We start from the raw sequence: 13,830 nt of genomic DNA, 5'->3' as shown, positions 1-13,830 counted from the left end.
CATTGTTGAATTGAGGAGTATATGCACTATTTGGGAAAAATCATCGGAATTTTATTAGGCATGGCATCCGGAGCCGGTTTTTGGGGTATTTTTCTCGGCTTTCTTATTGGTCATGCGATTGATAAAGTCCGCAGTCAGCAATTGGGTGGCTCATTCAGCAACAATCAGTCCAGACAGGCACTTTTTTTCAGCACGACCTTTCAGATTCTGGGGCATCTGACCAAATCAAAAGGCCGGGTAACGGAATCAGATATTTATCTGGCCACCGCACTGATGGATCGCATGCAGTTACACGGCAGTGCGCGGACACAGGCTCAGAACGCGTTCCGTGAAGGTAAAGCCGCCGGTTTCCCGCTGCGGGATGCCCTGCGTCAGTTACGCCGCGCCTGTTACGGGCGGGCGGATTTGCTGCGTATGTTTCTGGAAATCCAGATCCAGGCGGCGTTCGGTGACGGAGAGCTGCATCCGAACGAGCGCCAGGTGCTCCTGGTGATCGCCGAAGAACTGGGGATCCCGCGTCATCAGTTTGAAAATGTACTGGCAATGATGCAGGCGCAAATGCACGGCGGGGCACAGAGCGGTAACTGGCAGCAGCAGTCTCAGCAGGGGTACTACCGCGACCAGAGCGCTGATCTTGCCGCGGCTTACCGGGTGCTGGGTGTGAAAGAAAGTGACGACAGTACTGCCATCAAACGCGCCTACCGCAAGCTGATGAGTGAACATCATCCGGATAAACTGGTGGCGAAAGGGTTACCGCCGGAAATGATGGAACTGGCAAAAGAGAAAGCGCAATCAATCCAGGCAGCATATGATCTCATTAAAAAAGAGAAAGGCTTTAAATAATCCCGTTTAATACCGTTTTGAAGGTGTAAAACGTGTTGCCGGGAAAGTGCAGGGCGGATCATATTCTTTTCATATCATTGCTATAAAATATAAATGCAGTTGAAAAATTACGTAAATATTTTATTAAATATGTTAAGGATATGATCCATGGCCAATACCCGTGTTCTTATCGGAGTAGCGGGATTAGCACTTTGCCTGATTCTTGCCTCAATGAATTCGGTGACCGTGTTAATCCACTAAAAATCTGATTTACAAGTAAAATGCATCGGCTCACCGTTTGCCGGATGTGTGACAGACAGCGCCTCTGCATGAAGCTGCAGCCGGGGCGCTGCGGCTCTTGCTTCATCATGTGCATAAAAACGATCACCTAAAATCGGGTGTCCCAGTGCCAGCATATGCACCCGCAACTGATGTGAGCGTCCGGTAACCGGGAACAGCCTTACCCGCGTGGCATTTTTCTCATATTCCAGCACCTCATAACCTGTCTGAGCCGGTTTGCCGGTTTCAAAACACACTTTCTGTTTCGGCCGGTTCGGCCAGTCACAAATCAGCGGTAAATCCACCATGCCGGTTTCCGGCTCCAGCCGTCCCCAGATACGGGCAATATAGGTTTTTTTCGGTTCCCGTTCGCGGAACTGCCGTTTAAGTTCCCGCTCGGCAGCTTTGGTCAGCGCAACCACAATAATACCGCTGGTCGCCATATCCAGACGATGAACAGATTCTGCGGCAGGATAATCCCGCTGAATGCGTGTCATCACACTGTCTTTATGTTCGGGCGCACGGCCGGGAACGGAAAGCAGTCCGCTTGGTTTATTCACCACAATGATGCTTTCATCCTGCCAGAGGATATTCAGCCAGGGATCGGCAGGCGGGTTATAGGGTTCCATTAGCATGGGATCACCAAATCAGAGACCCGGCAGAGATTCTCTGCCGGGATACAGGTTACTGATGCGAAACGACAATCAGCCGGATAGCATCCAGGCGCCAGTTGGCATCATCCAGATGTGACAGGATTTGCTGACGTTCTTCTTCAATAGCGTCAAGTTCATCATCACGGATATTCGGGTTAACCGATTTCAGTGCCAGCAGGCGGTCGTGCTCCAGAGTAAGGTGCTGATCCGCCATTGCTTTCGCAGCGGTAATCAGTTCACGGGCCTGACCGGCGACAACGTCTTCGGACAGACGCAGCACCTGATGCACTTCATTTTGCACCGCATTGACAAACTTGCTGCCGGTATGACGGTTCACGGCATTCAGCTGGCGGTTAAAGCTTTCAAACTCCACCTGAGACGCCAGATTATTGCCTTTCACATCCATCAGCAGGCGCACCGGTGTCGGCGGCAGGAAGCGGGTCAGCTGCAGATTTTTCGGCGCCTGGGCTTCCACCACATAAATCAGCTCGGTCAGCAGTGTGCCGACCGGCAGGGCTTTGTTCTTCAGTACGGAGACCGCGCAGCTGCCGGTATCACCGGACAGGATCAGATCCAGACCGTTGCGGATAATCGGGTGTTCCCAGCTGATAAACTGGGTGTCCTCGCGGGACAGCGCCTGCTCACGTTTAAAGGTGATGGTACAGCCATCCTCCGGCAGACCCGGAAAATCCGGCACCAGCATATGGTCAGACGGGGTCAGGGCGATCATGTTGTCGCTGCGGTCATCCTGATTGATACCGACAATATCGAACAGATTCAGGGCAAAGGTGACCAGTTCGGTATCTTCATCCTGACCTGCAATTTCAGCAGCCAGCTCATTACCGGCTTCGCCGCCGTTGGAATGCATTTCCAGCAGGCGGTCACGGCCTTGTTCCAGCTGTTGTTTCAGGACATCATGGGTCTTCCGGCATTCGGCGATAAACTCATCAAAACCACTGAGATCCGCCGGATTCGCCATCAGGTTAATCAGTCTGTCGTAATAGCGGTCATAGATGGTGCGGCCGGTCGGACAGGTATATTCAAAGGCTTCCAGACCTTCGTGGAACCAGCGCAGCAGTACCGCCTGTGCGGTATTTTCCAGATACGGGATGCTTATCTGAATATCACGTTTCTGACCGATACGGTCGAGACGCCCGATACGCTGCTCCAGCAGATCCGGGTTGAACGGCAGATCGAACATCACCAGCTGATTGGCAAACTGGAAGTTACGGCCTTCTGATCCGATTTCGGAACAGAGCAGCACCTGTGCGCCTTCCTCTTCGGAAGCAAAGTAGGCCGCCGCCCGGTCGCGTTCCAGCAGGGACATATTTTCATGAAAAACCGCCGCGTGGATACCTTCGCGCTCGCGCAGAACCTGTTCCAGCTGCAGAGCGGTTGCGGCCTGGGCGCAGATCACCAGCACTTTTTCATTGCGGTTTGCCAGCAGGAAGCCGAGCAGCCATTCAACACGCGGGTCGAAGTTCCACCAGGTGGCGTTTTCGCCTTCAAATTCCTGATAAATCTGCTCCGGATAGAGCATCTCACGGGCTTTGATTTCGGTGGTTTTTTTACTGCCCATGATCCCGGCGACTTTAATCGCGGTCTGATACTGTGCCGGCAGCGGCATTTTAATCGCTTTCAGTTCGCGGCGCGGGAAGCCTTTCACGCCGTTACGGGTGTTACGGAACAGCAGGCGGCTGGTACCGTGTCTGTCCATCAGCATGCTGATAAGCTCACGGCGGGCATTCTCGCCGTCTTCGCTGTCGGTATTGGCGGCTTTCAGCAGCGGCTCAATATCCTGTTCGGCGATCAGGTCATGAATGGCATTCTGCTGATCTTTGGTCAGCGGTGCGCGGTCGAGCAGCAGGGTAACAGCATCAGCAACCGGCTGATATTTCTGCTGTTCGGCAACAAAAGTTTCAAAATCATGGAAACGGTTCGGATCCAGCAGGCGCAGGCGCGCAAAATGGCTCTCCATACCCAGCTGTTCCGGGGTGGCGGTCAGCAGCAGGACTGACGGGATGCTCTCTGCCAGGGTTTCAATCACCTGGTATTCACGGCTTGGCGCGTCTTCACTCCAGACCAGATGGTGTGCTTCATCCACCACCAGCATATCCCAGCCGGCTTCCGCCAGGTGTTCAAAACGCGGCTTGCTCTTGCGGACAAAATCCAGCGAGCATAATACCAGCTGTTCAGTATCAAACGGGTTGTCACTCTCGTGCTGTGCCTCGGTGTAACGGCTGTCATCGAACAGGGAAAAACGCAGATTGAAGCGGCGCAGCATTTCCACCAGCCATTGATACTGAAGGCTTTCCGGCACAATAACCAGCACACGCTCGGCGCGTCCGGCCATTAACTGCTGGTGGATAATCATCCCGGCTTCGATGGTTTTCCCCAGACCGACTTCGTCCGCCAGCAAAACACGCGGCGCGTGGCGTTTGCCGACTTCATTGGCGATAAACAGCTGATGCGGGATCAGACTGGCGCGGATGCCGCGCAGGCCGCTGGTGGCACGGCGGTATTCTTCACTCAGAAATTTGCGGGCGCGGTAGCGCAGCGCAAAGCGATCCATGCGGTCAATCTGACCGGCAAACAGGCGATCCTGAGGTTTATTAAACGTCAGTTTGCTGTCGAGAAACACTTCGCGCAGGCGGACATTATCTTCACCGGTATCGGTGCGTTGCCCGATATAGGTTAACAATCCGTCGCTCTCTTCAACGGCGGTCACACTGAGCTGCCAGCCTTCGTGACTGGTAACGGTATCCCCTTCGTTGAACATCACACGGGTGATAGGGGCATCGGCTGCGGCATAGAGACGGTTTTCACCGGTAGCAGGGAAAAGAAGGGTGATCATCCGGGCGTCGACAGATACAACTGTACCTAATCCCAGCTCGCTTTCAGTATCGCTTATCCAGCGTTGACCAAGAGTAAACGGCATATTTTTGGCTCGATTCTGTTATTCAGGGCTAATTAGACAAATGCTGTGGACATCATTACCGGTGATACAAAAACGGTATTGTATTCACCGGGAAAAAACACCGTCAGTCAGAACGACAGCATCAGCTGCGTCACTCTGTGCCGGTGATAAAAGCAGTAAAGGGGCGCTATGTTAATCCATAAGATCCGCAGCGTCACCTGTAAAATGGCAAAATTAAAATGGCATCAATAATTGCCCGGTTAACAACGTGGTGAAGTCATCCTCCAGGAAGGGCAGAATGGCATCGGCTATCGGCATCAGTTGCTTATTAATGTAATGTTCGTAGTCCGGCGGTGCCGTCAGAATTTCCAGCGGCTGCGGCCCGGCGCGGGTAATAATATAGCTTATTCCGGCGCCGCGCTGGTACTGCGGCGGACGATTCATGCGGACATTGTACTCATCCGCCATTCTGGCCGCTTTGACATGAGGCGGCACATTACGCTGATAATCCGCCAGCGGCCGGCGCAGGCGCTTACGGTATACCAGCCTGTCATCGTAGCGTCCGGTGAGGGTGTCGCGGACATAATCGCGGATAAACTGCTGATACGGCATTTTATCGAAAATCAGCCGGTATAGGGTTTGCTGGAAATGCTGTGCCAGCGGTGTCCAGTCACTGCGGACCGTTTCCAGCCCGCGAAAAACCATGTTATCTCCGGAAAGCCCTGCATACCGTTTTTTGCTGCCGAGATCGGTTCCGCGGATTGTCGGCATCAGAAAACGCCGGTAGTGGGTTTCATATTCAATTTCCAGGGCGGAAGTGAGTCCGTATTCATCTGTCAAATGCGTCTGCCACCACTGATTCACTTCATCTACCAGCCAGCGGCCGATGCGCTCCGCATCCGTTTCACTGTGAGCACTTTTCAGCCAGACAAAGGTGGAATCGGTATCGCCGTAAATGACCTGATAACCCAGGGATTCAATAATGGTGCGGGTTTTGCGCATGATATCGTGCCCGCGCATCGTCACGGAGGAGGTCAGGCGCGGATCATAAAAACGGCATCCGGCCGCCCCCAGGACACCGCAAAACGCATTCATAATGATTTTCAGTGCCTGTGACAGCGGCTTGTCCCCTGCCAGTTTCGCCATATCCCGCTCATGCCAGATACGGTTGACGATATCCGGCAGACAATTTATTTCCCGGGAAAAATATGCACCTTTAAACCCCGGAACCGCCTGTTCCGGCGCGGCAAGACCTTCGACCATGCCAATCGGGTCAATGAGGAAGGTGCGGATGATGGAGGGGTACAGGCTTTTGAAATCCAGCACTACCACGGAGTCATATAATCCCGGGGCTGAATCCATCACAAAGCCGCCGGGTATCGGTTCGCCGGGTTTTTCGCCGGGATCAGGCGCGACATAGCCTTTACGGTGCATCGGCGGCAGATAAAGATGGGTGAAGGCGGCGACCGATCCCCCCATGCGATCCGGTGCCAGGCCGGTTACCGCTGCCCGTGCCAGCAGGAATTCTGTCAGATGGGTGTGTTCAAAAATCCGGGTGACCAGACGGCAGTCCTGAAGGTTATACCGTGCCAGTGCCGGTTTATCCTCCCGGAAACGGCGGTTGATTTCATCCATGCGATCATACGGGGAATCGCTGTCTTTGCCCTCACCGAGCAGTGCCTGAGACACAGCCTCCAGACTGAAGGACGGAAACTGCCAGGTCGCGGCTTTCAGGGCATCGATACCATCAATAATCAGCCGCCCGGGAGCCCCGGCGAAAAATTGGCCGGGTTTGAAGCCGTGTTCCCGCCAGGAGAGCGGGGCATTATTGCGGCCGAAAATCAGCGGGATCTGATACTTTTCCGCATGGCGCTGCAGAATGCGCAGATCAAACTGGATCAGGCTCCAGCCGATTATCATGTCCGGATCATGTTCTGCCAGCCACTGGTTCAGACGGTGAAGCAGATCCGGACGGCGCGGGACGTACTCCAGCGTAAAATCCGGATTGGTCAGCGGTGTGCCGTTCTCCGGGCCGAGCATAAATACCGTATCGGCCCCGCAACCGGAGAGCCCGATGGAGTAAAGGTCACCGAACTCTGTGGTTTCAATATCCAGAGAAACGATTTTCAGCGCCGGACGGTAATCCGGATGCGGCTTCATCAGCACATGACCATCCGGCTGTGGCTGCACCCAGACAGCAGCGGTGATAAAGCGCTCCATCAGATAGCGTTCACAGGGGCGGATATCCGCTTCATAAAGGTGGAGATGCTGTTCGCCGAGCTGTTTTTCCAGCTGCTGTAACTGGCGGTACTGGCGGCAGTAAACAGCACTGACATCGTCCTGATGGAAATCCTTCAGCGGGCGCGCTGTCAGTGTGGCACTGGGGATATTGTTAATAAAGGGGCGGCTTTCCGCCAGCTCCCGATGCGGGACAAAGCCGACAGCCTGTTGCAGCGGAACAGAAACATGCCGTGGCCCGTTATCTGTCGCCAGCCAGTAACGGACCTCAATACCACGCGGGGTATCAGACCAGTGACGGGTCAGAATAAAACCGGCTTCCGCCGATGCTGCCACCTGACGGGAGGGAAAATTGTTGTGCCCTGCCATCATTTTGTCCGTTCTGCTGATGAAAAAATAACTATAGCAGAGTGGTGTGGATATATACAGTATTTAAGGTGCGGTTTACCGACTGATACCGAGGATCCGTGCCTGGGGAACCTCACCGCTGACCAGGGCGGCGGTGCTGCCGTCAAAGGCAATGGTGCCGTTATCCACCACCATCGCGCGGGGCGCGATTCTGGCCGCGTCATCGGTATTGTGGGAGACCATCATCAGGGTCAGTTGCCGTGAATCACAGATGGTTTCCAGCAGTGCCAGCATTTCATTGCGCAGTGCCGGGTCCAGGGCGGAGAAGGGTTCATCCAGCAGCAAAACCGGCTGGGAACGTACCAGACACCGTGCCAGTGCCACCCGCTGACGCTGACCGCCGGAAAGCTGTGACGGCAGACGTTTCAGCAGCGGTGTCAGCGAAACCTGTTCAGCAATCTGTGCCAGTTGTACTTTCTGCTCTGCATTCAGTTTCATGCCGGGATGAAAACCGAGGGCGATATTCTGCTCTGCCGTCAGGTGCGCAAAGAGATTATTTTCCTGAAACAGCATGGATACCGGGCGTGAAGCGGGCGGTGTGCGGGTGTGATCCTCGCCATTGAGCAGGATAGTGCCGCTTTCGGCAAACTGAAATCCCGCGATCAGTGACAGCAGGGTACTTTTACCCGCACCGCTCGGGCCGAGAATGGCAATTTTCTCTCCGGCGGTAACCGAAAAGCCAAAATTCATTGTCTGTTGCTGATAACGGTAATGAATATGATCAAAACAAATCATGGTCGTTTCCCCGGCAGGCGTTCCAGAATGGTAAACAGGCCGAAACAGAGTAAAAACAGGAGCAGTGCAGTGACCGCGGCATCCGAATTACGGTAAGCGCCGATCTGCTGATAAAGATAGAATGGCAGTGTGCGGAAATCTTCATTGCCGAACAGGGCTATCACACCAAAATCCCCGACCGACAGCACACTGGCAAATGCCATTGCCTGTGCCAGCGGGTTACGGAGAGCCTTCAGCTCAATCAGTTTCAGCCGGTTGAATCCGCTGATATTCAGCGAGAGACAAAGCGGGTTATAGCGTTCAGCCAGGTCACGCATCGGGTTATCCAGCACTTTCAGGGCATACGGGACTGCCATCAGCGCGTTGGTCAGGATCACCAGCCCGTATGGGATCGCCCCCAAATCAGTGGTGCCGGTCGTGCTGTTGAGCAGCAGGAAAAACCCGGTAGCCAGCACAATCCCGGGCATGGCCAGGATCACCAGCCCGGAAAGCTCCATGGCCTGTCCGGCTCTGACTGCCTGCCGCAGACGCAGTTCACGGCTGCTCCATAACAGCATCATGGTCAGCAGCACACAGATAAAACCGGAAGCCAGCGCAATACCGAGTGAGGTGAAAAATGCCCGCCACAACGCCGGTTGCTGCAATACCGGCAGTAATCCCGGATTCAGGCCGTCAGCGATAATGGCAAAAAACGGCGGCAGCAGAAACAGCAGGGCGCAGAGGATGATCAGGCCGTCAGATAATTTGCGCGGCAGCGTGTCCTGCGGATTGCGCCATTGCAGTGACTGGGTAAAGCCGACAGAAAAATGACCAGACAGGCGCTGACTGAGCAGTACCAGCCCGATGCAGCACACCAGCTGGATCAGCGCCAGCAGGGCAGCACGCCCGATATCAAAGTCATAATTCAGTGCCTGATAAATCGCCAGTTCAATAGTGGTTGCAGCCGGGCCGCCGCCAAGCGCCAGCACCGTGGCAAAACTGGCAAAGCAGAGCATAAAAATCAGCGCGGCGGTCGGCAGCAGCTGACGGCGCAGATAGGGCCATTCGACAATCCGGAAATGCTGCCATTCATTCATATTGAGCTGGGCGGCGAGTTGTCTCTGCTCCGTGGCAATATTATCGAGTTGCTGATACAGCATCCGGGTGGCGAGCGGCATATTAAAGAAGATGTGCGCCAGCAGAATGCCCTGTAACCCATACGGGGAGAAAGAATAATCCAGATCGAGAAAACCGGAAATATGTGCCAGCCAGCCGTTACGTCCGTAAACTGACAAAATACCGAATACCGCCACCAGCACAGGCAGAACCAGGGTCATTGCGCACAACCGCAGAAAGACGGTCCGCCCCGGGAAACGCCGCCGCCAGAGTGCTCGCGCCAGAAAAACAGCCGGAATAACGGAGAACAGGGCAGATAAGAAAGCCTGCCAGAAGGTAAAGCGGACGACATGCCACAGGTAGTTATCATCCCATATCTGCTGCCAGTCTGTATCCGGTGTGTTAAACCACAGCGCCCCGAAGGCACTGACAGCAACAACCAGCAGAAGACCGGACGCGAGTGCGCCCGGTATCAGGTATGCGGCAATTAACGGCTGACTGCGTTTTGCCATATCTGTATCCACTGATTGCGCTCTTTCGCCACTTCTTTTGCATCAAATTCCAGCGTTTTGACTGGTTTCGGCATGTTGTCGTAAACCGGCGGCAGCGGCATATCAATCACAGGATACATCCAGTTGGTGGTCGGCAGCGTTTTCTGGAAATCCGGAGTCAGCATAAACTGCATAAACTGTTCCGCCAGTGCAGGGTGTTTTGACGCAGCCAGCACACCCGCCATTTCTACCTGAAGGTAATGCCCTTCCTCAAATAGTGCGGCAGCATAGTTATCTTTGTTATCCGCCAGCATGTGATAACCCGGCGACGAGGTGTAACTCAGTACCAGATCAGCTTCACCTTTCAGGAACAGGCCGTAAGATTCGCTCCAGCCTTTGGTGACCGTCAGGGTTTTTTTCGCCATTTTGGCCCACTGTGCCGCCACATCATCCCCGTAGAGTTTTTCCATCCACAGCAGTAATCCCAGTCCCGGTGTGCTGGTGCGCGGATCCTGATAAATAATGGTCAGCTTCTGATCACTGTTAAGCAGTTCTTTCATGCTTTTCGGCGGATTCGGCAGAGTGTCTTTGTTGTAGATAAAGGCAAACCAGCCGTAATCATAAGGAATAAAGGTGTTGCTTTCCCATTTGACCGGCAGCACCAGTTTTGACTGATCAACATTGCTTTCTTTAAACAACCCGGTATCCAGCGCCGCCTGCATCAGGTTGTTATCCAGACCTAAGATGATATCGGCCTGTGATTTTTTGCCTTCCATCCGCAGACGGTTCAGCAGCGTCACGCCGTCACTCAGCCCGACGAGTTTCAGCTCGCAATTGCATTGCGCTTCAAAGTTTTTCTTAATTTCCGGCCCCGGTCCCCACTCGGCAACAAATGAGTCATAGGTATAGACAGTCAGAACCGGCTTGCTGTTATCTGCAGCGGCCTGGAAAGAGAACAGTGCAGCAAGGCCGCCTGCAATAATATTTCTGGTCAGTTTCTGTAACACTTTGCGCTCCTGTAAGGGAAGGATTGGCAAAGGATCTGAGTGCAGCATGATGGCGACAGGCTGTGCTGTCAGCAGTGGCGGCTCAAATCCCTACGCCGGTATTAACCGGATCAGGTTCCTCGGGTGTTATCTCAGCAGCACCGGCCGGAAAGCCGTCGCTGCACCCCGTTGAGAGAGGAACAGTGTAGTGTTTTTCCCGGGAATTTGCCACTGTCCGGAACGGCTGAAACAGCCTGTTGCTTTTTATCTCTCAGAGCCGGAAATGCGGCGGGCTGAAGGATTTTGAGTGCAGAGGTTTACCCCATGATGGGAGTGTGAAACAATTGGCTATCTTTCAGTTTTTTTCTGAGGTAGTCGAGTGATTGATGATGATGGCTACCGCCCGAATGTCGGGATTGTAATTTGTAATAAGGAAGGCCAGGTTTTATGGGCCCGCCGCTACGGACAGCACTCGTGGCAGTTTCCTCAGGGAGGTATCAATCCCGGCGAATCACCGGAACAGGCCATGTACCGTGAGTTGTATGAGGAAGTTGGTTTAACGCGTAAAGATGTGCGTATCCTGGCGGTTACCCGCAACTGGCTGCGCTACAAATTACCCAAACGTTTGGTGCGTTGGGATACCAAACCGGTTTGTATCGGTCAGAAGCAGCGCTGGTTTTTACTTCAGCTGCTCTGCGAAGACAAAGAGGTCAATGTGACCCGCAGCAAGTCGCCGGAATTTGACGGCTGGCGCTGGGTTACCTACTGGTATCCTGTTCGTCAGGTGGTCTCTTTCAAACGTGATGTGTACCGCCGCGTCATGAAAGAGTTTTCTTCCGTTGTGATGCCCGCCAACAGCGAAGCGACGGCTGTGCGGGCACCGTTTCCCTATCGTCGCCGGCGCCAGAATTAGGGGGAACGGATGCTGACGCGTTTACGTGAAGTGATTGAAAAAGTGGCTGCTGCCGCTGATCTCGCGGAAGCGCTGGAGCTTCTGGTTAAAGAAACCTGTCAGGCGATGGGAACTGATGTCTGTTCCATCTACCTGGCAGATAACCAGCATCACTGTTTTTATCTGATGGCAACGCAGGGGCTGAAAAAGCCCCGCGGCCGTGCTGTCAGCCTTGCTTTCGGCGAAGGTGTGGTCGGCCATGTCGGCCGCCGCGCTGAGCTTATCAATATCGCGGATGTCCGCGAACACCCCGGTTTTAAATATCTTCCTCAGGTTAAAGAAGACAACCTGCGTGCGTTTCTCGGTGCGCCGGTGGTTTACCGCCGTCAGTTACTGGGTGTGCTGGTGGTTCAGCAGAGAGAAAAACGTCTGTTCAGTGAAACGGAAGAATCTTTTATTGTCACTCTGGCAATGCAGCTGGCGGTGCTGCTGGCGCAGGCACAAACCAAAGGGTTGTTCGGGCAGTTCCGCCAGACCCGTATTCAGGCTATTCCGGTCTCTTCCGGGATTGTGATGGCCTACGGCTGGGAAGACCGTTCACAGCCGGTGCTTGAGAATGTTTCCGAAGCCTCGGCACTGGATCGTGTGCAGGAGCGTGCCCGCCTGAATAAAGCGCTGGAGGATGCCACGGCAGAGTGCCGCCGCATCAGCAAGCGTTTTAATGCTGCTTCACAAAAAGAAAGTGCCGCTATTTTCGATCTCTACTCCCATCTGCTGAACGACCTGCAACTGAAAAAGGGGTTGTACAGTATTGTGGAGCAGGGTTTTGTGGCTGAATGGGCTGTCAAAACGGTCATTGAGCAATTTGCGGGCCGGTTTGCCGGGCTTCAGGACAGCTATATGCGGGAGCGGGCCACGGATTTGCGGGCACTCGGGCAGCGGCTGTTATTCCATCTTGATGATAATTTTACCGGCAGCAACCAGTGGCCGGAGCGCTTTGTGCTGGTGGCTGATGAACTGAGTGCCAGCCTGCTGGCGGAACTGCCGCAGGAACAGCTTGCCGGTGTGGTGGTGCGTGACGGGGCAACACATTCCCATTCTGCCATTCTGGTCAGAGCGATGGGGATCCCGGTTATCATGGGCGCAGATATTCAGCCGGAGCTGTTACATAACCGCCTGCTTATTCTCGACGGCTACCGGGGCGTGGTGTATATCGAACCGGAACCGCTGATAGCACAGGAATTCAGCCAGATTATTGAGCAGGAGCAGGCTATCAGTCAGCTGGCGGAGGATGAACTCAGCCGCTCCGCTGCACTGAAAAGCGGCGAACGGGTTTCTGTTCAGCTGAATGCCGGGCTCAGTCTGAAATATGAGCAGAAAATCGTCAAAAGTATTGACGGGATTGGTCTGTACCGTACGGAAATACCGTTTCTTGTACACAATGGTTTTCCGTCAGAAGAAGAGCAGAAAGTCCGTTATCAGGATATGCTGCAACTCTTTGCCGGGAAACCGGTGGTACTGCGGACACTGGATATCGGCGCTGATAAGCAACTGCCGTATATGCCTATCAGCGAGGAAAACCCGTGTCTGGGCTGGCGCGGTATCCGCGTGATGCTGGATCAGCCGGAGATTTTTCTTATCCAGCTGCGGGCCATGCTGCGGGCTAATATCGGGCTGAATAATCTGAAGATATTATTCCCGATGATTTCCGGGCTCGCAGAGGTTGAAGAGGCTATCCGTCTGCTTGACCGCGCCTGTGAGGAGGTTTCGGCACTGACCGGGGAGCGGGTGGAACGTCCGCCGGTGGGGGTGATGCTGGAAGTGCCGTCATTGTTGTTTATGCTGCCGGAACTGAAACACTATATTGATTTTATTTCTGTCGGTACGAATGATTTAACTCAGTATCTGCTGGCGGTTGACCGGAATAATACGCATGTTGCACCATTATATGACTCACTTCATCCGGCGGTCCTGCGTATGCTGAATTTTGTCCGGACGGAAACCACCCGGCTGGGGATCCCGGTCTCGGTCTGCGGGGAAATGGCGGCGAATCCGTTAGGTGCAATGATACTGATTGGTTTAGGATACCGTCAGCTGAGTATGAACGGGCGGAGTATCCCGCGTATTAAGTATCTGCTGCGGCATCTGGATGCCGGAGCGCTGGAGCCGCTGCTGGCATCATTGCTGGATGCGCAGACGGCGGCTGAGATCCGTGAAAAAGCGGAGCTGTTTATTGAGAGCAAGGGACTGGGACAGCTTATCCGGGGCAGTGCTTAACCGGCACATAAGGTGTTTCTGTCCTTACCGTCATATA

At 54.1% G+C, this 13,830-nt stretch carries 9 protein-coding genes and 1 riboswitch; of the genes, 3 read left to right on the top strand and 6 right to left on the bottom strand.

Annotated elements, in window-relative coordinates; genetic code table 11:
- Window positions 1-21: 21 nt before the first annotated feature.
- Window positions 22-843, top strand: a complete 822-nt coding sequence (gene djlA, locus ACF8OF_RS03585; RefSeq protein WP_262858970.1) for a co-chaperone DjlA — start codon at window positions 22-24, stop codon at window positions 841-843.
- A gap of 236 nt (window positions 844-1,079) precedes the next feature.
- Here djlA and rluA read toward each other — a convergent pair whose 3' ends face one another.
- The 6 genes from rluA to thiB form a co-directional block, all read right to left on the bottom strand.
- A complete protein-coding gene (gene rluA / locus ACF8OF_RS03580) occupies window positions 1,080-1,730 on the bottom strand; it encodes a bifunctional tRNA pseudouridine(32) synthase/23S rRNA pseudouridine(746) synthase RluA (protein WP_392495808.1) in 651 nt (216 codons plus the stop codon).
- Between the two features lie 55 nt (window positions 1,731-1,785).
- Complete coding sequence (gene rapA / locus ACF8OF_RS03575) at window positions 1,786-4,692, bottom strand: RNA polymerase-associated protein RapA (RefSeq protein WP_262882950.1); 2,907 nt, start codon at window positions 4,690-4,692, stop codon at window positions 1,786-1,788.
- Window positions 4,693-4,905: 213 nt separating this feature from the next.
- Window positions 4,906-7,281 (bottom strand): DNA polymerase II, encoded by a 2,376-nt coding sequence (locus ACF8OF_RS03570; RefSeq protein ID WP_392495743.1) that lies wholly within the window; start codon window positions 7,279-7,281, stop codon window positions 4,906-4,908.
- A gap of 72 nt (window positions 7,282-7,353) precedes the next feature.
- Window positions 7,354-8,052 (bottom strand): thiamine ABC transporter ATP-binding protein ThiQ, encoded by a 699-nt coding sequence (gene thiQ, locus ACF8OF_RS03565; RefSeq protein WP_279798985.1) that lies wholly within the window; start codon window positions 8,050-8,052, stop codon window positions 7,354-7,356.
- Window positions 8,049-9,659 (bottom strand): thiamine/thiamine pyrophosphate ABC transporter permease ThiP, encoded by a 1,611-nt coding sequence (gene thiP, locus ACF8OF_RS03560; protein ID WP_392495742.1) that lies wholly within the window; start codon window positions 9,657-9,659, stop codon window positions 8,049-8,051. The genes thiQ and thiP overlap by 4 nt, the downstream gene beginning before the upstream one ends.
- Window positions 9,635-10,645: a thiamine ABC transporter substrate binding subunit gene (gene thiB / locus ACF8OF_RS03555; RefSeq protein ID WP_262858965.1), complete on the bottom strand. Its 1,011-nt coding sequence runs from the start codon at window positions 10,643-10,645 to the stop codon at window positions 9,635-9,637. The genes thiP and thiB overlap by 25 nt, the downstream gene beginning before the upstream one ends.
- Window positions 10,646-10,714: 69 nt before the next feature.
- Window positions 10,715-10,823, bottom strand: a riboswitch (TPP riboswitch).
- Window positions 10,824-11,003: 180 nt separating this feature from the next.
- Between thiB and rppH the strand changes: the two genes are divergently transcribed.
- Window positions 11,004-11,537, top strand: coding sequence for an RNA pyrophosphohydrolase (gene rppH, locus ACF8OF_RS03550; RefSeq protein ID WP_015422452.1), 534 nt, complete (start codon window positions 11,004-11,006; stop codon window positions 11,535-11,537).
- Window positions 11,538-11,546: 9 nt separating this feature from the next.
- Window positions 11,547-13,793, top strand: coding sequence for a phosphoenolpyruvate--protein phosphotransferase (ptsP, locus tag ACF8OF_RS03545; RefSeq protein WP_262858964.1), 2,247 nt, complete (start codon window positions 11,547-11,549; stop codon window positions 13,791-13,793).
- Window positions 13,794-13,830: the final 37 nt, after the last annotated feature.

This window comes from Morganella sp. TYF_1 (genome assembly GCF_043105645.1).
Lineage (GTDB): Bacteria > Pseudomonadota > Gammaproteobacteria > Enterobacterales > Enterobacteriaceae > Morganella > Morganella morganii_B.
Note: the sequence above shows the minus strand (reverse complement) of the source record. Positions and strands in the feature narration are given on the sequence as shown.